General features: G+C 35.5%; 24 protein-coding genes. 8 read left to right on the forward strand and 16 right to left on the reverse strand.

The window, feature by feature from the left end:
• Window positions 1-434 precede the first annotated feature (434 nt).
• On the reverse strand, window positions 435-3140 hold the full coding sequence (acnA, locus tag C1724_RS10615; protein ID WP_102346627.1) for an aconitate hydratase AcnA: 2706 nt from the start codon (window positions 3138-3140) through the stop codon (window positions 435-437).
• A gap of 217 nt (window positions 3141-3357) precedes the next feature.
• Here acnA and sspO point away from each other — a divergent pair, with 217 nt between their 5' ends.
• The gene (sspO, locus tag C1724_RS10620; protein ID WP_102346628.1) at window positions 3358-3507 is read left to right on the forward strand and encodes a small acid-soluble spore protein O; all 150 of its coding nucleotides are present in this window, start codon (window positions 3358-3360) and stop codon (window positions 3505-3507) included.
• 209 nt (window positions 3508-3716) lie between these two features.
• Here sspO and C1724_RS10625 read toward each other — a convergent pair whose 3' ends face one another.
• A complete protein-coding gene (locus C1724_RS10625) occupies window positions 3717-3977 on the reverse strand; it encodes a hypothetical protein (protein WP_102346629.1) in 261 nt (86 codons plus the stop codon).
• Between the two features lie 144 nt (window positions 3978-4121).
• On the opposite strand from C1724_RS10625, the gene C1724_RS10630 reads away from it, so the two are divergent.
• Complete coding sequence (locus tag C1724_RS10630; RefSeq protein WP_180994223.1) at window positions 4122-4256, forward strand: small acid-soluble spore protein P; 135 nt, start codon at window positions 4122-4124, stop codon at window positions 4254-4256.
• Window position 4257: 1 nt separating this feature from the next.
• Here C1724_RS10630 and selA read toward each other — a convergent pair whose 3' ends face one another.
• Window positions 4258-5673 carry an L-seryl-tRNA(Sec) selenium transferase gene (gene selA / locus C1724_RS10635; protein ID WP_102346631.1) on the reverse strand — a complete coding sequence of 472 codons (1416 nt, stop codon included), beginning with the start codon at window positions 5671-5673 and terminating at the stop codon, window positions 4258-4260.
• 192 nt (window positions 5674-5865) lie between these two features.
• On the opposite strand from selA, the gene C1724_RS10640 reads away from it, so the two are divergent.
• A complete protein-coding gene (locus tag C1724_RS10640; protein WP_102346632.1) occupies window positions 5866-6294 on the forward strand; it encodes an Hsp20/alpha crystallin family protein in 429 nt (142 codons plus the stop codon).
• Between the two features lie 134 nt (window positions 6295-6428).
• On the opposite strand, the gene C1724_RS26280 is transcribed toward C1724_RS10640, so the two are convergent.
• Window positions 6429-6662, reverse strand: a complete 234-nt coding sequence (locus tag C1724_RS26280; protein WP_374703433.1) for an Rdx family protein — start codon at window positions 6660-6662, stop codon at window positions 6429-6431.
• Window positions 6663-6811: 149 nt separating this feature from the next.
• Between C1724_RS26280 and selD the strand changes: the two genes are divergently transcribed.
• Window positions 6812-7864 carry a selenide, water dikinase SelD gene (selD, locus tag C1724_RS10650; RefSeq protein WP_102346634.1) on the forward strand — a complete coding sequence of 351 codons (1053 nt, stop codon included), beginning with the start codon at window positions 6812-6814 and terminating at the stop codon, window positions 7862-7864.
• Between the two features lie 18 nt (window positions 7865-7882).
• Here selD and C1724_RS10655 read toward each other — a convergent pair whose 3' ends face one another.
• The 4 genes from C1724_RS10655 to C1724_RS10670 form a co-directional block, all read right to left on the reverse strand.
• A complete protein-coding gene (locus C1724_RS10655; RefSeq protein WP_102346635.1) occupies window positions 7883-8767 on the reverse strand; it encodes a selenium metabolism-associated LysR family transcriptional regulator in 885 nt (294 codons plus the stop codon).
• Window positions 8768-8824: 57 nt separating this feature from the next.
• A complete protein-coding gene (locus C1724_RS10660; protein ID WP_102346636.1) occupies window positions 8825-9853 on the reverse strand; it encodes a glycosyltransferase in 1029 nt (342 codons plus the stop codon).
• A 4-nt stretch (window positions 9854-9857) separates the two neighbouring features.
• A complete protein-coding gene (selB, locus tag C1724_RS10665; RefSeq protein ID WP_102346637.1) occupies window positions 9858-11747 on the reverse strand; it encodes a selenocysteine-specific translation elongation factor in 1890 nt (629 codons plus the stop codon).
• 351 nt (window positions 11748-12098) lie between these two features.
• Window positions 12099-12347, reverse strand: coding sequence for a hypothetical protein (locus tag C1724_RS10670; protein ID WP_102346638.1), 249 nt, complete (start codon window positions 12345-12347; stop codon window positions 12099-12101).
• 198 nt (window positions 12348-12545) lie between these two features.
• On the opposite strand from C1724_RS10670, the gene C1724_RS10675 reads away from it, so the two are divergent.
• On the forward strand, window positions 12546-13523 hold the full coding sequence (locus tag C1724_RS10675) for a glycerophosphodiester phosphodiesterase family protein (protein WP_102346639.1): 978 nt from the start codon (window positions 12546-12548) through the stop codon (window positions 13521-13523).
• 147 nt (window positions 13524-13670) lie between these two features.
• On the opposite strand, the gene C1724_RS10680 is transcribed toward C1724_RS10675, so the two are convergent.
• Window positions 13671-13916: a hypothetical protein gene (locus C1724_RS10680; protein WP_102346640.1), complete on the reverse strand. Its 246-nt coding sequence runs from the start codon at window positions 13914-13916 to the stop codon at window positions 13671-13673.
• Window positions 13917-14235: 319 nt separating this feature from the next.
• On the opposite strand from C1724_RS10680, the gene C1724_RS10685 reads away from it, so the two are divergent.
• Window positions 14236-15489 carry a sensor histidine kinase gene (locus C1724_RS10685; RefSeq protein WP_102346641.1) on the forward strand — a complete coding sequence of 418 codons (1254 nt, stop codon included), beginning with the start codon at window positions 14236-14238 and terminating at the stop codon, window positions 15487-15489.
• A 773-nt stretch (window positions 15490-16262) separates the two neighbouring features.
• Complete coding sequence (locus C1724_RS25585; protein ID WP_180994224.1) at window positions 16263-16412, forward strand: hypothetical protein; 150 nt, start codon at window positions 16263-16265, stop codon at window positions 16410-16412.
• 174 nt (window positions 16413-16586) lie between these two features.
• On the opposite strand, the gene C1724_RS26070 is transcribed toward C1724_RS25585, so the two are convergent.
• Complete coding sequence (locus C1724_RS26070) at window positions 16587-16757, reverse strand: hypothetical protein (protein WP_258000343.1); 171 nt, start codon at window positions 16755-16757, stop codon at window positions 16587-16589.
• Between the two features lie 410 nt (window positions 16758-17167).
• A complete protein-coding gene (gene ybaK, locus C1724_RS10695; protein ID WP_102346642.1) occupies window positions 17168-17638 on the reverse strand; it encodes a Cys-tRNA(Pro) deacylase in 471 nt (156 codons plus the stop codon).
• Between the two features lie 591 nt (window positions 17639-18229).
• Between ybaK and C1724_RS10700 the strand changes: the two genes are divergently transcribed.
• Entirely contained in the window at window positions 18230-18973 is a 744-nt protein-coding gene (locus C1724_RS10700; RefSeq protein ID WP_180994225.1) for an IclR family transcriptional regulator, read from the forward strand.
• 181 nt (window positions 18974-19154) lie between these two features.
• On the opposite strand, the gene C1724_RS10705 is transcribed toward C1724_RS10700, so the two are convergent.
• The 5 genes from C1724_RS10705 to C1724_RS26075 all read right to left on the reverse strand — a co-directional run bounded on the left by C1724_RS10705 (window position 19155) and on the right by C1724_RS26075 (window position 23128).
• Window positions 19155-19358, reverse strand: a complete 204-nt coding sequence (locus tag C1724_RS10705) for a hypothetical protein (RefSeq protein ID WP_102346644.1) — start codon at window positions 19356-19358, stop codon at window positions 19155-19157.
• Window positions 19359-19460: 102 nt separating this feature from the next.
• Window positions 19461-20468, reverse strand: coding sequence for a 3-hydroxybutyryl-CoA dehydrogenase (locus C1724_RS10710; protein ID WP_102346645.1), 1008 nt, complete (start codon window positions 20466-20468; stop codon window positions 19461-19463).
• A complete protein-coding gene (locus C1724_RS10715) occupies window positions 20465-21559 on the reverse strand; it encodes an NAD/NADP-dependent octopine/nopaline dehydrogenase family protein (protein WP_102346646.1) in 1095 nt (364 codons plus the stop codon). The genes C1724_RS10710 and C1724_RS10715 overlap by 4 nt, the downstream gene beginning before the upstream one ends.
• A gap of 29 nt (window positions 21560-21588) precedes the next feature.
• Window positions 21589-23010, reverse strand: coding sequence for an amidase (locus C1724_RS10720; RefSeq protein ID WP_102346647.1), 1422 nt, complete (start codon window positions 23008-23010; stop codon window positions 21589-21591).
• On the reverse strand, window positions 23003-23128 hold the full coding sequence (locus C1724_RS26075; protein ID WP_258000344.1) for a hypothetical protein: 126 nt from the start codon (window positions 23126-23128) through the stop codon (window positions 23003-23005). The genes C1724_RS10720 and C1724_RS26075 overlap by 8 nt, the downstream gene beginning before the upstream one ends.
• Between the last annotated feature and the right edge of the window lie 2 nt (window positions 23129-23130).

The following is a 23130-nucleotide window of genomic DNA, read 5'->3' on the forward strand; positions in this document are numbered from 1 at the left end:
GTATGTAGATTATCATTGAGTAACCAGAGTTATTAATAATAAGCGGAGATTTTTCGGTTAAACAGCAGGATAGAGCTTGGTTCGGGGTATATAAGCGGAGATTTTCCGATTAAGCAAAGTAAAGGTACCCATTTTTACGTTTTTCGAGTAAATAGGCGGAATCTTTCCGTCTATTTAAGCTATTTTCAGTGCTATTTCCTAATTAAGCGAAATTTCTCCGCTTATTTATCAAATTCGCTTTGGCATCTAATGAAATTGGACAACTTACGGGTGGTTTCGGGAAAAAATGAAAAGTAAAAAGGGCTTAGAGATATTGCATCCCTAAGCCTTTTTACTGTGAAGTTTATGTGATTTGCTAATTTGATTCAGTCTGCAATTTACCGTTTTGCACCTCACAAGTAAACCCGTTTGCCATAGCACTACTGTTTTTTAATTTATTGAGCTAATTTTTCACGAAGTACCATTTGTAGGATACCGCCATGACGGTAGTAGTCGATTTCAACTTCAGAGTCGAAACGAGCAAGTACTTCAAATTCTACTTTAGAACCATCTTCTTTAGTAGCTGTAACTTTTAAGAAGTCACGAGGTTTAACATCTTCACCGATTTGAACCTCAATTGTTTCTTTACCAGTTAAACCGAGTGATTCAGCGTTGTCTCCTTCTTTAAATTGAAGAGGAAGAACACCCATTAACACAAGGTTAGAACGATGAATACGCTCATAGCTCTCAGCAATAACAGTCTTAATGCCAAGTAGGTTTGTACCTTTAGCTGCCCAGTCACGAGATGAACCCATACCATAATCTTTACCTGCAAGTACAACTAAGCCAGTTCCATCTTGCTTATATTTCATTGCTGCATCATAAATTGATGTAACTTCGTTTGTTGGCCAGTAAGTAGTCCATCCACCTTCTGTACCTGGTGCGATTTGGTTGCGGATACGAATGTTAGCAAATGTTCCTCTTGTCATAACACGGTCGTTACCGCGACGAGAACCGTATGAGTTGAAGTCACGTGGACTTACACCCTTCTCTTGTAGGTATTTACCTGCAGGAGAATCTTTTGCAATTGAACCAGCTGGTGAAATATGGTCAGTTGTAACTGTATCACCGAACTTACCGATTACTCTCATACCAGTTAATGGCTTAATTTCATTAAGCTCTTTTGATAATCCTTCAAAGAATGGAGGATTTTGAATGTAAGTAGAATCATCGTTCCAGTTGTATAGTGCATCATCTGGAGACTCGATTTGATTCCAGCGAGAATTGCTCTTGAATACATCTTCATATTCTCTGCGGAATAGTTCTGGTGTAACTGTTTTCTCAACAACAGCTTGAACTTCTTCCTTAGTTGGCCAGATGTCGCTAAAGAATACCTCATTGCCATCTTTGTCTTTACCTAATGAATCTTTTTGTAGGTCAACATCAACATTACCCACTAATGAATATGCAACTACTAATGGCGGTGAAGCTAAGTAGTTAGCTTTAAATAAAAGATGGATACGACCTTCAAAGTTACGGTTACCAGAAAGTACTGATGTAACTGTTAAGTCGTTATCAGAAATTGCTTGTTCAATTTCATCTGCTAATGGACCTGAGTTACCGATACATGTTGTACAGCCGTAACCAACAATGTTGTAACCAAGTTGCTCTAAGTATGGTAGTAAACCAGAATCACGAAGGTATCCAGTAACAACCTTTGAACCTGGAGCTAATGAAGTTTTAACATATGCAGGTACTTCTAGACCTTTTTCAACAGCTTTCTTCGCTACTAAACCAGCAGCCACTAATACATATGGATTAGATGTATTTGTACAGCTTGTAATAGCTGCGATTGCGATTGCACCTGTTTTCATAGTTGTTTCAGTGCCATCAGCAAGCTTAACTGTTACTTCTTTATCAAATTCAGCTTCTGTTAAGCCAAGACCTTGTGTTCCTTGAGGAGCCACAACCGCCTTCTTAAATGACTCTTGCATCTTTGAAAGTGGAATTAAGTCTTGTGGACGCTTAGGACCAGAAAGGTTAGCTTCAATTTCAGAAAGATTCACTTCTACTGTATCTGTATATACAGGATCAACACTTTCACCAGCAACATAGAATAAACCATTTGCACGGCAGTATGCTTCAACAAGTGCGATTTGTTCTTCTGGACGGCCAGTTAGACGTAAGTAGTTAAGTGCTTCTTCGTCAACTGGGAAGAAACCACATGTTGCACCATATTCAGGAGCCATGTTTGAGATTGTCGCACGGTCTGCTAAAGGCATTTCAGCAAGTCCTGGTCCGAAGAATTCTACGAACTTACCTACTACCTTCTTCTCACGTAATACTTGTGTTACTTTTAATGCAACATCAGTTGCAGTTGTTCCACTTGGAAGCTTACCAGTTAATTTAACACCGATAACTTCTGGAACTGGGAAGTATGAAGGTTGTCCAAGCATTCCTGCTTCTGCTTCAATACCGCCTACACCCCATCCAAGAACACCAATACCGTTAATCATCGTAGTATGTGAGTCTGTACCTACTAAAGTATCTGGGAATGCAACAACATCACCATTGTCTTCTTTAGTCATTACAACATCTGCAAGGTACTCAAGGTTAACTTGGTGAACGATACCTGTTGCAGGCGGAACTGCACGGTAGTTATCAAATGCTTTTTGAGCCCAGCTTAAGAACTGGTAACGTTCTTGGTTACGTTCGAACTCTAAATCCATGTTAAATTCTAATGAATCACTAGTACCAGCTTTGTCTACTTGTACTGAGTGGTCAATTACAAGGTCAACTGGAATTTCAGGATTAATTTTAGCAGCGTCTCCACCCATATCTGCCATTGCTTTTCTTAGAGAAGCTAAGTCTACAACAGCTGGAACGCCTGTAAAGTCTTGTAAAATAACACGAGAAGGCTTAAATGGAACATCGATATCTTGAAGCTCGCTCGTTCCCCATTTTGCTAAGTTTTCTACATGTTCTTTCGTAATAACACGTCCGTCTACTTGACGTAGAACTGACTCTAGCAATACCTTAATGGAGTATGGTAATTTTGAAATATTACCAACACCTTCAAGGGCAGCTAGGTCGAAATAGTTGTACGTTTTACCGTTTGATTCAAACGATTTACGTGCGTTAAATACATCATTGTTTGCCATAGGTATGTATCCCCCTCATATAATATTATACATGTCGTCCATAATAGAAATGAATTAACATGTCTCCAACTATGTTTGCACTTTTTCATTTTAATAGAATTCTAATTATAAGTAAATAACAAGAACCCAATCAATCGACATAAGTTTCGCTTATAGCAATATTCATACATATTTGTCTAAAAATTAGCACAGTCTATGATTGGAGGTGAAGTACATTATGCCTAAACGTAGAGCAAATCATATAATTCCTGGCATGAATGCTGCAAAAGCTCAAGGTACTGGTGCAGGCTATAACGAAGAGTTATCCAATGAACCATTAACTGAAACGCAAAAACAACATAATAAAAAGCGAAAGAAAAATCAATAGTACATTGATTTAGTATGCATTAATTCGCTAATAAATATGTATACAATTAAAGGAGCTTGAAAATATTTCAAGCTCTTTTGTGATTTTTGCTTTTATTTGAAATTTTTTTTTATAAAATCTAACATCTATCAAGAACAATTGATGACAAAAAAACGCATTCATTCCATAGGAAATTCAATGCGTTTTTATTAGGTCCATTGCTTTATCAGTTATTCCTCAAAATCGACATTATTTACAATATTTTGTAAATCACCTTTAAACTTTTGTAATTGATCTAATTGAGTTTCAGACGCTACTTCTAAGGCATTGTCTATTTGTGAGAAGGCCTCGTATACTTCATTTTTTAAATCCTTAAGATGTGCACCATAGTCAGGATCATTTTTTACTAAATCTTTATAAATATCGACAGCATGGTCGACTCCTTGTTGTGCAGCTTGAAATGCTTGTTGTTTATCTTTTCTGTATGGCATTATTCCAACTCCTTAATCATGTTGCTTATAAAACTCTAAGCAATAGTATGGACTAAAAAGTTTGGTTTGATACAAGTGAAGAGAAACGATTTTAGGAATAATTCTTTTACTTCTATCCAACCTATGAATAAAGGAGGGATTTTCATGGGCTCAGGCCGTACAAATCAACCAAAAAACCAACAAGAACATACCAATCAACCACAGGCATTAAGCGGATCAAAAAAAGTTAAAAATCACAATCATACAAGACAAAAGAACAATCAAGGACACGATATGTAAACTAACTGATTGCTGAAAATGCAGCAATTATATACGGAATTTCATCGTCCGTAATAGTTCTAAAATCCAACAATACTTTTTCATCTTTTTGGCGGGTAACGATGCTTGGTGTATGATGTCTAAGCTTAGTAGCTAGCTGCTCAGAACTACATTCCATATTTGAAATAGCTGCTACAAACGTGACTAAATGGACATCAGGCATTGTACCTCCCCCAATTTGTGAATGCTCTTGCTCGATACTGCAATCAAATTGATTGCCACATCGCTCTATTAAAAGTTCTTTAAATTTATCTGCTCGATCATAGATTTCAACTGGTGTTTGCAAAATATCACGAATTGTTGGGATTTCCTTTATAGACTCTTCACCAAGCAAATACGCTTTTAGTGTTGCTTCAAGGGCAGCAAATGTCATTTTATCAACACGTAGCACCCTGGCAAGCTGATGCTTTTTCAGTTTATCTATATATTTCTTCTTACCGGCAATAATGCCAGCCTGAGGACCACCTAATAATTTATCACCACTAAAAGAAACAAGGTCTGCTCCCATGTTAATAACTTCACTCACTACTGGTTCTTCACTAATTCCATGCTGTTTAAAGTCATATAGTGCACCACTGCCTAGATCTTCATAATAGATAATATGTTCATGGCGATTTTTTAACTGTATGAGATCTTGACTAGGCACATCCTCTGTAAATCCGACAATTTTAAAATTGCTAGTATGTACTTTCAATATCATCGCTGATTCTTCAGAAACTGCATTCTCATAATCATATAAATGTGTTTTATTTGTCGTCCCAACTTCAACTAATTTTGCGCCACTTTCTTCCATAATGGAGGATACTCTAAATGAGCCACCTATCTCTACTAACTGTCCCCTTGAGACAATAACCTCTTTGTCTTTTGCAAGCGCTCTTAGTATTAAGTAAACAGCTGCCGCGTTATTGTTCACAACCATTGCCGCTTCAGCACCTGTTACTTGTTTAATTAAGCCTTCAATGATATCATGTCGTGACCCACGTTTCCCCTCCGAGATTTTATATTCTAGGTTCGAATAGTTCTGAGCAACTTGAACAACATGTTCCATCACTCGGTCACCTAAACGTGCTCTTCCCAAATTTGTATGTAAAATCGTCCCCGTCGCATTGATGATTCTCTTTAAATAATGCTGCGAAAGTCTCTCTATTGATTGATTAACCTTCATAAAAATAAAATCCGACCAATATGCCTTATCTATTCCTTCAACAGCACCTTCCCACTTATTGGATAATATATCATCACGAATTTGGTCAATAGTATCCTGAACTAACATCGTTAATCTTGACTCACTAATACGGTATGTTTCTAATAAGGACAGAAAGGAATCTGCTTTTTGAAGTTCATGTACAGGGGGTAAATATCGTAAATACTGTTTCATACTTTTCCTCCACTCCTAAATTCTGCCTGTATTATATCATTTTTCATTATACCTTGAAAATTTTGGGCTTTTTCCTTAAACATAAATTTCACACCTGAATACATTTATTATGGAAACTATTTACCTAAGGTGTTTTGGTTAAATTCAGACACTTATCCACTTTGGAACAAATACTAAAAAGGAGGGATGTAAATGGACGATTTTAAGAAACAACAGCTCCAATCTATAAAGGATCTACATGAGCTTATGAACCAATTCTTTGACGATCCATTTACTTCATTATTCCAACAGCCATTTCAAGTTGATGTCTATGATATGGGAAACAAAATTCTTGTGGAAGCTGAGTTACCTGGCTTTGAACTAAAACAAATTAAAATCCAACCTGTTTATGAGGGTTTACGAATTGTAGCAGAAGACCATCGTGAGATTGAAAGCTTTGACAGTAAAAAAAATTATTATAAAAAGGAAAGAAGTATAAATAAACTGGAGCGAATTATTCCATTACCTCTCGAAGTGACACCTCAAAATACTAAAGCGCATTACAAAAATGGAATACTAGAAATTCAAATTTTAAAAAATACTGGGAAAGGCAACAAACAGTCATACATTGATATTGAATAGCTAATAAACACTTTAGTTTCTATATTTCTACAATTCCATATTGTAAGATGAGCTTTGTATTCCTTTAATTATTGGAAAAAGAAAAAGGATGAAATGCCATTTCATCCTTACTTAATATTTAAACTTATTTATTTTTATCTCAAGCTTTCTAACGTAGTTATAAATTCTTCTACATTCGGAAACTTACCCGTTTCTTCTTTTGAGTATAATTTTTCACCATCAACGGTTACTTCAAAAACTCCTCCTGAAGCTGGAATCATCTCTAATGATGTGATGTTATGACGAAAGTGGGAAAATAATCCTTCTGCGAAACTCGCAGCCTTTGGTGCATAGTTTCACTGCATGCAAAATTCAATAGTTAATTTCATTATTAAGCAACCTCCTTAAATTTAACAATTATTTTCCTAATACTAATATTATTATAATTTCAGTATTTCCGTAAAATCATTTGCTTAAAAGTCATTTTATTATGGAAAACTGACAATGATATACTATACTCTAATAGGAGGTGTTAAAAATGAGTAATGAAAAAATTCGCCTAACGGCTATGTCAACAAAAGCTGGCTGAGGATGCAAAATCGGCCCAGCCGAATTGTCGCAAGTTTTGCGATTATTACCAGAAAGAGAACATGACCCAAATCTATTAGTTGGTTTAGACACTTCAGATGACGCCGGCATTTACCGAGTTTCAGATGATTTAGCTTTGATTCAAACAGTCGATTATTTTACGCCGATTGTTGATGATCCATATATGTTTGGGCAAATCGCGGCAGCCAATGCTCTTAGTGATGTTTATGCAATGGGTGGACAACCAAAAACGGTCTTAAATATCGTTGGCTTTCCGATTAAAAAGCTAGGTGCTGATATGCTAGCCGAAATTTTAAAGGGAGCTGCAGAAAAAGTTAAAGAATCAGGGGCCATTTTAGTTGGTGGCCATTCTATCGACGACCAAGAACCTAAATTTGGAATGGCTGTTACCGGCTATGTGCATCCGGAAAAGTTTTTCCGAAACGTAGGCGCACAACCGGGAGATGTTCTTGTGATAACTAAACCTATTGGGGTTGGGATATTAACAACTGGAATCAAACGTGGTGCTGTTTCTGAGCAACAAGAAAAAAGTGTAATTGAAACAATGGCTACCCTTAATAAAACAGCTGCAGAAGAGTTAGCTGGCTTAGAAGTCCATGCAGTAACTGATGTCACTGGATTCGGTTTGCTAGGTCATGCATGTGAAATGGCTAAGGGAAGTAATGTAAGTTTTACGATTAATCATGCTGAAGTTCCGATCTTAGAAGGTACACATGAGCTTGCAGAGAAAGGCATTGTTCCGGGTGGTTCAAAAGCAAACTATGAATGGTTGAAAGATGATGTGGAATTCACATCAGAAATATCCGAAAGTATGCAGCATATTTTATGTGATGCGATAACATCAGGTGGTCTTTTAGTTAGTCTAAGTAGTAAGGATGCTAAAACTTATGTGGAGAAACTACATAATAAAGGAATCCACGCCGCAAAAATCATCGGTGAAGTAAACGCTAACGATTCAAAAAAATCAATTTATGTAAAATAGGGTGATGCAATGCATCCCCTATTTTTTTAATGTTCTCTGGATAAAGGTTAAAAAAGTTGAAATTAAATTATTAGTTTTATTTTCATTTAAGCATGAAAAATAAAAGCTTCTTGTTATATTAAAATCAATACATTTAATAATTTTTACTCTTCCATAATGGCTGGCACGCTCAGCAGCATACGATGATACAACTGATACACCTAACCCCGCTTCTACAGCAGCAATAACCGCTTCTGTACTTCCTAATTCTCCGACAATCTTTATTTGATCTAAACTGTAGTTTAATGTTTCAAACATTTTTTCCAACGAAGCTCTTGTATCAGAACTTTTTTCCCGTAATATCCACTCACTTTCAAGTAAATCGTGAAAATGATAAACATCCTCATCAAACACCCCAATGGGAGCAATAATACTTAATTGTTCCTTCAATATTGGGATGGAATACAGTGATGGATTTTTACTAGGTTCACCTGTAATAGCCACATCAACAGATCGATGGTTCAACCAAGATACGACATCCTTACTACCGGAGATTTTCATACAAAAATCTACTTTCGGATAATCGCCTTTAAATTCTTTTATGATTGTCGGCAACACATACTCTGAAGGAATAGTACTTGCCCCCAGCACCAACCTTCCAACAGGTTCATCACCTTGAACTTGTGTTTCAAGTTCACTCCAGAGCTTAAGGATTTCCGTTACTTTTGCATAAATAACCTCACCCTGTGGTGTTAGTTGGATCCCATCCGTTGTTCTCATAACCAACTTTGTGTTGAAATGCTCTTCTAATGCTTGAATTCTCAATGTTATTGCTGGTTGTGATACTGAAAGTAGTTTCGCCGCTTCTTGAAAACTTTTCACCTGAATAACTTTCTCAAATGCTTTAAGATGATTTAAATTCATGTTTTTCACCATATCTATTCATATTTAAGATTGTTCTTATTTATTGAGGGATCTTTTTTAACTGTGCTCTAAACATTTTTTATATACTTTTATATACGACAAAATTTCATTGTTAAAATCGTGTTGTACTTGAATATATTGTTTCGCGTTTGTCCTTATTCTTTCTTTTGTTTGTATATCATGTAATACATTTTCAAATTTTTCTAGAAACTCATCACCACTAGAAAATAGATATCCATTCTCACCATCTTTTATGATGCTGGCGTTTCCTGGATTATTACGTGCAAACACTAAGCATCCCATATCCATTGCTTCTAACAACGCTGAAGACTGCCCTTCAGAAATTGAAGTATTTAATACATAATCTGCCCAAGTGTAAATAGTTGGCATCATTTCGATTGGTACATTTTCAATGAAATGTATCCATGAATTGTCAATCATATATCGTTTAAGTGTTGACAAAATCTCTTGATCTAGAACCATACCTGTAATTAGAAACTGTAGATCATGATATTTCTCCTGAAGACCTTTCAGCTCATCCATTAGAAAAAAAATATCCTTTACATCTCTTAATCCTGATGGCAATAAAACTCTAGGATTCCCTTCTGGGAGCTGTACATTCTTTGCTTGGCTCCGGTCTTTCGGAAACCAAATACTTTGTGGGATAACCTCAATAGATAAGTTCATGCCTTCGTAGACTTGGTTCATTTTTTTTTTGGCATCCTCTGTAAAAACAGTAATAACCTTAGCATTTTGTAAAACATCAATCATCTCTTCACTATATTTTTCTTCAAAAATATAATGGTTGACATCTGTACCGCCACTTGTCAAAATATAGGGCTTTGTTAACTTGATTTCATTTCGTTGAAGCCAACTTGAAAATCGATAAAAATGGATCACATGGATGATATCACATCTATTTACTTTCGCCTGTATGGTCTCTGTCCAGATTTCTTCCTCATAGGCAAAAACACTAACTTCTAATCCATTTTGAATAAGACCATCAACAATTCTCTTCGTAGTAGTTGAATTCCCCCTGTTTCCACTGAAATAAGGAGTAAACAACATTATCCGTGGTGTAGACAACAGACTAATTCACCCACTTTCGCTTATCGTCCATTCTAATGGTTAATTTCATACTATCAAACATCTCTAGTATTGGTATTAAATATTTTCTTGACACACCGAGAATTTCCTTAGCATCCTTAATAGCAAATGTTTCGTCTGTTTTTGATTTCATTAATCGGATAGCCTTATCAATGGCAACCATTGTAATGATATGGTTGTCATCCATAGCAACCGCATGTTTAGTTAGGAGTAGGTAACGCTTTAAATCATCCTTGAAATCTATCGGAATACCTGCATCCTTGAGATATTGTTCAAAAGGTTGAACTTCAAGACCACTATTTTCTAAATGAAGAACAGCATTTTCCATTCTTTTATTCCACTTATCCGGATAATGAGGTTTAAAAGTACCAAGGTGAATATATTGATCAAATTTACTTAAAAATCCTTCCGAGATTAGCTTTTCTATTACAAATTCAATTAGCTGTTTTGGATATTGAGCTTGTAAAAAGTGTACTAGCTCTGTTTTATTAAAGCCCATTTTCAAAGAATTTTCTTCTTTTAAAGTTATCAGTTTTGCCTCGATCACACTTTTTATATCATCGAGATCTGCAGTTAAAGCATAATTATTTTGATTAATTTGATAGATAGCAGCCTCTTCATTACTCATCGCTTTGGTTAATTCTTCCTTATCCATTGAGGTGTACTTTTGTAAGTCCTCGAGTGAAAGTAATTTTCGCTCTCTTAGAATAGAAAGAACTCGATCTTCTGGTGTTCCCTCTTTCTTTTGTTGTAACATTTCAATCGTTTTTTCCCCAAAACGATACCGACTACCTTTTGGATCGATCACCCAACCGCCCCCAATCGTTTCAACTGGTGTTGGTCGCCTTAAGATGAATCGATCGCCACGTTTAGATACAATTGGATGGTCTAAGCGGAGCTGACAAACTACTTCATCGCCTTCGTCAAATAATTCATTTCGGTCAAAAAATACAATTTTCCCCATAACTTCAGTTGTGCCAATATGAAGCTTTATTGGTGCACGTTGTTTAACAGGAGATTGTAAATCCGATACAAATTGAGCAGTAATATCAATTGTATCTGTCACTATAAAATGCTCAGAGGATACCAAGACATCTCCTCGGACAACTTCATTTTTAGTAACACCACCGAGATTTAAAGCAGCTCGTTGACCTGCTTTAGCCACTTCAGTTTCTTGGTGATGAACTTGAATCTGTCGAACTTTCACAGAAATACCTGCTGGTAAGATGGTAAGCTGGCTGCCTTTTCGAACAAATCCTTCATAAACTGTCCCACGGACAACCGTACCTTGCCCTTGAACCGAAAAAACTTGGTCTATCGGTAAACGAAACGCACCGCGTGAATCTCTAAACTGTAGACTATTTAGTTCATCTTTTATCTGGGTTTTAAGCTCTTCTAATCCCTTTTTTGATAAGCTATCAATAAATATCATCGGGGCATCTTCAAACACGGTACCTGTTAGTTGATCTTTTATGTCTTCTTCCACTAACTCTAGTAACTCTTCATCAACACGATCAATTTTACTAACAGCAACAATACCTTTTTGTATCCCTAAAAAGGAAAGTATCTCCAAATGCTCTTTTGTTTGCGGCATTACCCCTTCATCAGCTGCAATTACTAAAACAACTAAATCTATTCCGGCTACACCAGCAATCATCTGCCTTATAAAGCGTTCGTGTCCAGGAACATCTATAACTGACACTTGCATTTCATTATCTATATGTAACGGTGCATATCCTAACTCTATTGATATATTTCTTTCTTTTTCTTCTTTTAAACGATCTGTATCAACATTCGTCAATGCTTTTGTTAATGTTGTTTTGCCATGGTCGATATGTCCTGCCATGCCAATCGTAAAAAACTTTTCTTCCACTTTCCCACCTACTTTTATATACTTTAAGAAAATTTAGTTTCATTAAAGACTACCGTTTAAGGTAAACATCGTCATTTGCAATATGTGTTAAATGGCGAATCTTCTTATAACTTATCTTCTAACTTTAATAGTACTTGTAAAACTATTCAAGTCAAACTATCTGATTATTTATTTATAAAAACAATGGTTGCAAATACAAAAAAAAGTTCACCAACTAGGGTGAACCCATACAGAGGAATTGCATGATTATGAACAACCCTGCTAGGGATGCGTTGCTCACACTCATAATATCGGCAAACTGTAGTAAATGTTTAATAAAACCTTTATGTAAAATATATCCTTCATTTTTACCTATTCGATTAATTGATTATTTTCACGTAACCAATCCGTAATTTTAGTTTCTTTATTTGCATAACGTACCCGATATAAATCTATAGAAGTAGTTGATTGTTGAGCTATAATATAGTATTCCGTATCTTTAAGCACTTCTAGGCTGATTTCACTATCAGCATCAGCTACCATTATCTTTCGATTATCTTTTCTATTGATATACCATTCTTTAAATGCTTTGCCTTTGATGACTAAAACTTCTGTAAACATGCTTAATCATCCTTCCTAATATTTAGAAAAACCATTCAAATAAGGTTTTCTAACACGAACCAAGTTGTTCTTTCATCGTATGCATCCTGTTATTTAAATTATTAGCTGTAAATTTATATGATAAACATTTATTATATATAATAATGCGAAGAAATGCTAATTCCTGCGATTTGTGTCCGATTCAAACAAGGAGGGTCTATGAAAAAGTTTAAGAGAATCCTGAAAAACATAGTTATATTTTTAGTTCTTTTGATTGCTTTCATGTATGCAAATAACAGTTCACTCTTTTCAAGAAAAGATATTAATCCGCCTATATTGTTAGCACATAGAGGAATGGCTCAAACCTTTCATATGGAAGGGATCCAAAATGATACCTGTACCGCTGAAAGAATTTATGAACCCGAACATCCATACTTAGAAAATACAATTCCTTCAATAGAAGCTGCTTTTAAAGCAGGCGCAGATATTGTTGAATTTGATGTACACCCTACAAAAGATGGTCAATTTGCTGTATTTCATGATTGGACACTTGAATGTAGAACAAACGGTAATGGTGTTACACGTGAACATACAATGGAAGAGTTAAAACAATTAGATGTAGGCTATGGTTATACAGCTAACGGAGGTAATACTTATCCTTTCCGTGGCCAAGGAATCGGAATGATGCCTACACTTGATGAAGTATTAACACAATTTCAAAAGCAAGCTTTTTTAATACATATTAAAAGCGACGACCCTAATGAAGGAAAACAACTAGCTCAGTATCTCTCCCGCTTAGATGAAGCCCAATTAAGCCAATTATCGGTCTATGGAGGGGATGCACCAATTGCCGTATTAAAGCAGCATCTACCATCCCTTCGAGTCATGTCATTAGAAACTATGAAGAGTTGTTTACTCCCTTATTTGGCTGTCGGTTGGACGGGATATGTTCCTAATTCTTGTCAAAATACACAATTGCATATACCAGAGAAATACGCACCATTAATGTGGGGGTATCCTAATAAGTTCGTAACTCGGATGAAAAATTCAAATACACGTGTGATCCTTGTAGCTGGTGATGGTGGTTGGTCTGAAGGTTTTGATAATGAACAAGATTTAGAAAGGCTGCCTTTAGATTATACAGGTGGCATATGGACCAATCGAATTGACATTATAGCCCCTTTAATAAGTCATTAACCCTTTCGGTGCTGCGCTTTAGCAAGCACCTTTTTTGTAAGACATGCAGGACATCAATATTTAAAGTTACACCCGCATATACTGCCTAGTTGAAATTTATATAGACCTTTGTTTTCAACAAGTTGTTAACTTCAAATTTTTTTGCTATTAATTTTTTTGTATTCGCCAAAGTCTGTAACAATCTATACATTGGCTTACCTTTGGGAACAAAATCGAAAACGGTGATACCGCAACTAGTGCAAGAGCAATATAAAAGAAAATCGGCAAAAACAAGCCAATTACAATAAAACAACCGCCACTTGAAAGAAGAAACAAAAACCAATATAACTTCCCAAGCGTTCTAACCTTGTTGCTATTACACTTTGGACAAACTCCTGACTCCTTATTATTCATATGAATTCCCCTAATTCAAAGAAAATTATATATTTTTACATGGTGAAATCACAACATTATTAGAACAATTTGTTTAAAAGTATAAATGATGTACTTAAATAATGAAAGGAAAACACATAAGTACCGATTTAATTAACCAATTATTTGGTATATACCCTCATATGTAAAAAGGGAAAATAGAACAATTACGTGGAAAAAACATATCTTAAAGCGCGTTTGTATGCGATATATCACAGAAAACAATCTTAACACCTTGTATAATTAATTATGAATGATTTGTGAACACAAATAGCTCAATAATTATACGAGGAGTGATCTAATGGATTACGAATTGGAAAGGCTTCTTGTTAATGCATTATTTATTTTGTTACCCATCTTTATTTTCCAAATGTTTTGGTTTGACAAGGATAAGGTAAAATCAGGTTTGAATAAGCCAGCATTTGCAATATTATTATCTTTATCTATCATTTTGTGTATGAGTTTCCCAATTGAGTTTTTCCCAGGTTTCATGTTTGATTTACGACAAGTCCCCTTCATAATTGGTGCTTTGTATGGTGGGTATTATTTTGGTGCCTGGTTTTTTATTACGATATTAACTTATCGTTTCATGGTAGGAGGAGAAGGGGTTTATGTAAATTTTTTAGTAATCCTATTAATTGCAACATGCGTACCATTCATATCTAAATTTTATATGAAATTAAAGCTTGATAGTAAGGTTCTATACTCTATTGCTATTGCGGAAATTTGTGCGTTATTAACGATTTCCTTAGCTCACTTTTTTTCAAAAACACCATTTGAATATTCAACTATTTCGATGAATTATTTTATCATTCAAGGATTATCGATGTGGGTCATCGTATATTTAGTGGAAACAATGAGGAACAATTACCTTATGCGTAAAGAACTAATTAAAGCAGAGAAGATGAGTATATTAACTCAAATTTCAGCCAGTATTTCCCACGAAGTAAAAAACCCAATTACTATTACGCAAGGTTTTGTGGAGGCACTGGAAGATGAGGAGTCCCATGAAAGACGGCGTGAGTATGTTTGTTATGCATTAGAAGAACTACAACGCGCACAAAAAATTATCTATGAGTTTTTAGCATTAACTAAACCTGAACTAGATAGCGTTCAAAGTATCAATATATCCCAAGAACTTTCCTATTCAGCTAATTTGTTAAAACCTTATGCTAAATCACATCATGTAAAAATTGAAGTTGATGGGCTCGAAGAAGATTGTATGATACTAGGCGATACTCAAAAAATACGCCAATGTTTCATTAACATCATTAAAAATTCTATCGAAGCTATGGAAAATGGTGGGGATCTTCGATTAAAAGCAATTAAAAATAGCAATAAAATATATATTGATATTATTGACAATGGTGTTGGTATGACATCAGATGAAATCAACCAACTGGGCACTCCCTACTTTTCTACTAAAGAAAAAGGAACAGGACTGGGAATGATGATTGTTTTTAACGTTATTAAGAATATGAATGGTGAAATAAAAATCGAAAGTAAAAAAGGAAAAGGAACACATTTCACCCTTAGCTTCCCTTTGGTTTCATAGTACATTAAAACTGAAAAAGTTAAAACCCTCATGTTGTTTAGTAACAGGTTTACTTCAGAGGTGCAAACATTGTAAAACACATAGGAAAGCGCACTTGAATTCACTTTATAATTCACAGTGCGTTTTTTATTGATTTATAAACATTTTGGCGAATTTTAATAACTTATCGTCTCCTAATTTACATAGTAAATCACAGGGTATGAAATAAATATTGGAGGGTGCTTGATTTTGAGATTTAGTATGTAGATTATAATTGAGTAACCAGAGTTAGTAATAATAAGCGGAGATTTTTCGGTTAAACAGCAGGATAGAGCTTGGTTTGGGGTATATAAGCGGAGATTTTCCGATTAAGCAAAGCAAAGGTACCCATTTTTACGTTTTTCGAGTAAATTGGCGGAATCTTTCCGTCTATTTAAGCTATTTTCAGTGCCATTTCCTAATTAAGCGAAATTTCTCCGCTTATATATCAAACTCGCTTTAGCATCTAATGAAATTGGACAACTTACGGGTGGTTTCGGGAAAAAATGAAAAGTAAAAAGGGCTTAGAGATATTGCATCTCTAAGCCCTTTTTACTGTGAAGTTTATGTGATTTGCTATTTGATTCAGTCTGCGATTTACCGTTTTACACCTCACAAGTAAACCCGTTAGTTTAGTATGGGGGTTTTATTTTATAAAACTTTGTTATTTTATTTAAATTTTTAGAAAATTCAGTTGACTATTTAATAGTTTTAATAGATAATATAAATATATTAATTAATAGGAGGAATGTAACATGACTTTTAATATCACAAAATTCTTTCGAGTAACTCTAGGAACCTACCTACTTCTATCACTAACTGTTTTACTTCTTCCTGTGCTACTAATAACCAATGACATTAGTATCTTTCAATCTGCAATTGAGTTTTTAAATAAGGATGAATAGTACAAGCTAACTCATAAATGTAAACGCTTTCTATGTCTTCTAAAAAGCAAGCACCCAGTTTAGGTGCTTGCTTTTATTTGTTATGCTCTAAGAATAAATAGCTTATTAAAGTGGTAAGTTGTTACCCTTAATTTCCCGGTTTATAGTAGATTAAAAGCTGTTTAATGATCTATTCTAGACTATTTCAAATTGCTTAAAGCCTGTTTGATCTGGCAAATAATCTAGTGTCTTATTAGTGAAGTAATGGCATGCCTTTTTATCAATAATAAAAGTCAAATTTCCCTTCTCAATTTCTATATCATTTGGCTGCATAGACTCTTCCAGAGTCAACTTAACTTTCATCAATCAACTGACCCTCATTTGTAAGCGGATCAATTTTTTAGTAGACTCTTTAAGTCTTTTTTCAAGTTCTTGCTTTGCGGCCGCTGTGATGTCAAACATACTATTCACCCCCTATCTTTACATTGCGTTTCATCTATATATTCTTAATGTGTATCGATATTACCTTCCAAGATTATATTATCATTAATAGGAGTTTCATTCCTTTTGGTTTCATTTAAATTAGTAACTAAAAGATTAATGATTATAAACAGCAAGATTAGCAAGCCGACCCACCATTTAGACTTTATTTTTTTCATTTAGCTCTGCACTCCTTAATATAGAAAACCTTTAATTCATCGTGTTACTCAACTTTGATTGTTCTCTTTCGCACAATAATACTATATGAACAACAGTAATAATTGGAATTAAATACTCTACTTGATTAATTCTAAAAGTTGTCCCTGTACTGTTTTAATAAGTTCGTGTGGCTTTAGTTCCAATTGAGTACCGATTTTCCCTGCACTTACTATCATTTTTTCTAAACCTATAGCGCTATTGTCTATGTATGTCGGGTAATTCTTTTTCATGCCAACAGGAGAGCAGCCACCACGGATATATCCAGTCCATTTTTGGATGTCTTTTACAGGGAGCATCTCAAGTTTCTTTTCCATAGCCGCCTTTGCGGCTTTTTTTAAATCTAACTCTTTTGCAACTGGAATAACAAACACATAAATATTTTGGTCCCGATAAGCAACTAAGGTTTTATATACCATATCGTGAGGTCTATTTATCTTCACAGCTACATCGATTCCACTAACCATACCATCACTAGCATCATAAGTTAAAATATTATAGTCAATTTTCTGCTTATCTAGAATTCTCATTGCATTCGTTTTACTAGCCATGTCAGCCTCCTTATATCTTATACGTTATTGACATAAATATATCAAATGAACTATCTATTTGAATACTTTGCTAAAGATAATTTAATATTTATCACTACAAAACACTATATTCTTTGTGAAAAAGTTGTTTTTTTCTTTTTTGATGAAGGAATATCCTTCTTAGTATAGAATTTAATTTAAAGCTATGTTTATAACAAAATAATTAAGTATCATTGAACTTGAGGCAAGAACAGCCATACACTACTTACTAATTGAATATATAATCATAACAAACAGAATAAATAGATACCAATCCTATTTTAATAGCTAACCTCATTACCTCACCTTATTTTGTAAGCGTATTCAATCCGAATGACTTGAGTACAAATTCCTTATTTAAAAAGAAAAAAGGGACATCAATCGAAGTATAAAAAAAGTACTGTGAGTTAACTTAAACTAGCAATTATAGTAGACAAAATATGTTAGATATCCGTACATGTTTAATGTTATTTTTTTAAAGTTAATGGATTATAGATATTAAATAATTTTAATTTCTTATCAAGTATGGGGGCATTTTTTTACATATTAAGTTTTAAGGGAGTTGGGTTGTTCATGCTTGGTTCTATAAAAAACGCAATAAATATTATTAATTGTTTCTCAACTGATACACCTGAATTAGGCGTTATCGATCTTGCAGCACAGTTAAACATGAACAAAAGCACCGTTCATCATGTTGTAAAGTCATTAACTGCTGAAGGTATTTTAGTAAAAACAAAATCAAGGAAATATCGGTTAGGATCCCAGTTACTTGGTTGGGGCCATACCGTAACAGAACAATACAAACCCTTCTTTATGACTATACCTTATTTAGATTCCCTAGTTAAAAGAACAAAAGAAATTGTTATACTAGCTACTTTAGAAAATGAGGAAGTTTGTTGCTTAGCAAAAATTGAACCAAATAAACGAATTAAATTTGATACTAAAGTTGGAGCACGAAAACCATTACACTGTTCAGGAGCTGGTAAATTATTTTTAGCTCATCAATCAGAAAAAGTAATAAAGAAGATATTATCGAAAAAGTTGGAGCAATTAACAGAAAATACGATAACAGACCCAGCCATATTATCTATAGAACTTGAAAAAATTCGCGAACAAGGCTACGCAATAGACAATGAAGAATCTGAATTTGGTTTATTTAGTGTATCTGTTCCGATTTATAATTTTCTAGGAGAGGTTATTTGTTCGGTCAGTATTTCAGGACCAGAATTTAGAATGAGTAATAAAGACTATTTAGATCAATTAATTTCGCAATTATTAATAACATCACAAAGCATATCTACTCAATGTGATTTTTAATACCGTTCACAGTTTTCTGACTATTCATAACTAAATAAATAATTAAAATAAACAAGTTGGTGTCATTTACCTTTTTGAGATAATTGAAACCAGCTTGTTTTAATATTTATCATTCTATTATCTATATAATTCTGAACGGGAAAAAATAAACTTCCATTCACGTTCCTCGCCAGCTAGTATATCAGCATTCGTGATGATCTCCATAGAAATATACGACTTCATCATTTTTTGAAACTTCAATTGAGTTAACACAAATTCGCATATTATTTACGGTAATATACTCTTCTTCTAGCATTTCTCTAATAACCCAATAACTAGCATCTGAACAATATTTTTCATTATCTACAATTGCGATTATTTTATATTTCGTATTTGTAAAATCCATTTTTTCACTCCTTCTGTCCTTATGACTTACACTCCTTATCTCCATTCGTTATAAGTCCATAGAAACCTTTAAGGAACTTCAGAATTTCATATCCACCAAAATTTACTCGATGATTTCTATTTTTTCGCCCACAGGGGGTTTTAAGTAACCTAAATGCTGAAGTAAATCGACAAATTTGTGAATCGTTTCTTTTTGGTAGTCTGATAGACCTTCTTTTGGAAACTCATAAAAACCTTTCCCAGTTTTCATGCCAATATTTCCATTTTCCATATTACTAGCGATAATTTCAGGCGGTGTATAGCGGTCTGCCTTCAACGAGTCTTTCAAATAATTACTAGCATAGTAAAGGATATCGCCGCCGCCCCAATCGATAAATTCTAACAAACCTAATACGGCAAAACGAATACCAAAGCCAGCTTTTGATGCTTTATCTACATCCTCCACCGTTGCTACACCTTCTTCAACTAAACGCGCCGCTTCATTCATAGTTAACGCTTGCAATCGCGGTACAATAAAGCCCGGGGAAGCCGCGCATACAACCGGTACTTTACCTATTGAATCTAGTAAATCTGTAACGCTCTTCACAACCTCCTTTCGTGTAAAGTCACTCGGACTTACTTCTACAAGTGGGATGAGATAAGCTGGATTTAGCCAATGTGTATTTAAGAAACGTTCTGATTGGTCAACGAATCCCGCTAGTTCGTTCACTAAGAATGACGAGGTTGTTGAAGCAATCACTGTATCGGATGAAACAACCTTACAAATCTTTGAAAATGCCTCCTGTTTAACATTAAGAATTTCCGGAACTGCTTCAAATACAACATTCGCACCTTGAACAGCTTGATTAAACTGATTACTTCCGTAGACTCGAATTCTATTAAGGATGGTCTGGATATGAGATTCTTCAATCATACCAATGGAGGATAAAAACATAATATTACCTTTAATTTCAGCTAATGCCTCGAGTAAAACTCGTTCTTTCTCATCTTCAGAACGTGATTTGATATCCACAAGATTCACTTCATACCCTGCGTAGGCAAAGACATGCGCGATGCCCCTGCCCATTCTTCCCGCCCCAACAACGGCTATTTTAATCTTTTCGCTGCTCATACAGATACCCCAATTCCGGCCTGTAATAAGGTCTTCATTTGTGCTTGACTTAAATGGTCAAGACCAAGGTTTTCTATTGTCCGGCCGTTCTTCCGTAAGTTTTCACTAACGATGCCTGACGCGATGGCTAATAAACCTGTAGCAGTTGGAGTCGGGATTTTCAACCAATCACCAAGTGAAACTAAAAATGCTAACCCGCATGCGATATCTTCACGCATATAGCGATGATTTTGTAAATCAAGACCTTCAAACCAATCCTTTCCATCTACTAATTTCTCGTGTGCCCCATTGCCATACATCCATTCCTCACCCTCTGGATTATAGTGGTCCGCTAGTGGGAAATGTGGAGCACTATAACCTAGTGCCTCACGAATCGCAATACGTTCTGCATCCAAAGCATCATGGATCCGTCTGATTGCGGGCTGCGTTCCCTCATTATGAATATCCCAGCGATCAAAATGTTCAATTGGTCCCGCGTTCATAATGATCAGCGGTGGATGAATAATTGGACCTGCATTCATAAGTGCACCAGATAAAGCATCCTCAATTGGCTCAATTGATGGATAAGCCTTTGTTAGTATTTCAAATGCATATGCTGAACGCTCTGCAGGAAATATACCTGTTGGCAGTCGTGTAGCTCGACCAGAAATAGATACAGTACTAGCATCATGCTTTCTTGCTAAGTACGGCAGAGTTCCTGTTTCAGCGAATGTGACTTCCGCTTTACAACCTTCTTCTATTAAGGTTTTAGCCATAATATAGCTGCCAAACGTACCAGGAGGTAAAAAGATTACCTGCCCATCCTCTAAATAAGGTGCTATTTGCTTGGCAACCGACTGTTGAGCAACTGCCGGCAACGGAATCACGATCAATTTAGAGCCTATAATCGTTTCTTTAATATCTGTACTTACTAATGCAAGCGGAACCTCACGTGTTCCATTAATATCTCGCACCTTTAAACTTTGAGATTGTAAAATTTCTTTAAAATCCTCAGCTGTTCTTCTCCACCATCTAACATGGTGCCCTTTCTCAGCTAAATCTGCAGCTGCCGCAAAACAACCGTTTCCTCCGCCAATAACAGTAACCTCCATTTGTGAATGCCTCCTTAAAGTTTATTGATTTAAGCTAGTTTTTCTAGGTAAACTTTATTGCTAACTAATTCCTGAATCCAATTTTGTGATGTTTCATATGCATGGCCTATTTCAAACAACTTTCGTTCTGCAAAAGGCGTGCCAATGAGCTGTAAACCTACTGGCAATTTAGCCGATACAAATCCACATGGTACTGTTAACGCAGGGAAACCAACAATATTAGCAAACGGTGTTCGGCCCATTGTAAACATATTATTTATTGCTTCCTCAGGAGGTACCGATCCAATACTAATCGGTGGTTTCACATTCGTTGGCGCCACAATCGCATCTACACCATATGCCGCCATTTTTTCGGTCAAATGCTGTATGAAAACATTTCGAGTTCTTTGCGCGTTAATATAGTCTGTGGCCGATATGCTTTTACCGAAGTTAAAACGAAATTGAAGATCTTCTCCGTATAGATGTTTATATTTTTTTAGCAATGGTTCATGAAAAGCAACCACCTCTGATTGGGCAATCACTCTTAGAGATTGTAAGACGTCACCAAGCCCATCCAGTTCAAGTTCCAGCACATCTGCACCTAACGCTTTCAGGTCCGCAATAGCTTTTTGGACAATGGCACAAACCTCTGGGTCCACATCCTCAAAAAAGTGCTCTTTCACAACAGCTAATTTGACACCTTTAAGATTGGCTATTTCACTAAAAAGAACATCATTAGGACGTTTCGAAGTTGTATAATCTAGACGATCATAGCCTGCAATAGCATCCAACATTATGGCTGAATCTTTAACTGTTCTCGTCATCGGCCCAATATGATCTAATGACCAGCTAAAGGGCAAGCAGCCATGGCGACTGACTCTTCCATATGTAGGCTTAATCCCGACGATGCCGCATAAAGCAGCCGGCAAGCGAATGGAACCTGCCGTATCTGTGCCAAGTGCTCCAAAACTCATCCCAGCTGCAACGGCAACAGCAGAACCGCCACTAGACCCACCCGGGATTCTCGATACATCCCAAGGGTTACGACATACGCCATAATGAGGATTTTCAGTTGTAGCACCCATGGCGAACTCATGTAAATTGGCTTTACCAATAATAATCGCACCCGCCTCTTTCAGCTTTCTAATGGCGGTCGCATCTCCATCTGGTTTCCAATTTTCAAAAAGTTTCGAGCCTGATGTAGTCTCAATCCCTGCTGTTGCAAGAATATCCTTTACCGCAATTGGAACGCCGTGAAGTGGCCCCCTACTCTTACCTTGGACCACTTCTGCCTCGAGTTGTTTCGCGTCCTCTAAGGCACTATCTGATAAAACCTTTATAAACGAATTTAAAGCAGGGTCTACCTTAGAAATCCGCTCCAACATGGCTGTTACGAGCTCAACCGGAGAAATTTTTTTGGTGTTTATTAACTGTGATAATGATGATATATCTTCAAAAAAAATGTCATTCATCGTTTTCGCCTCTTTTCTCTAATGAGAATCTAAAAGCAGGCTCCTGATCAATTAGTTTTACAGAAGTATCAGTATTATTAAGCTGTAAAACTTCTATTAAATAGTCTTTTAAATTCATAG

The sequence above is a fragment of the Bacillus sp. Marseille-P3661 genome, from assembly GCF_900240995.1.
Classification (GTDB): domain Bacteria; phylum Bacillota; class Bacilli; order Bacillales; family Bacillaceae_J; genus OESV01.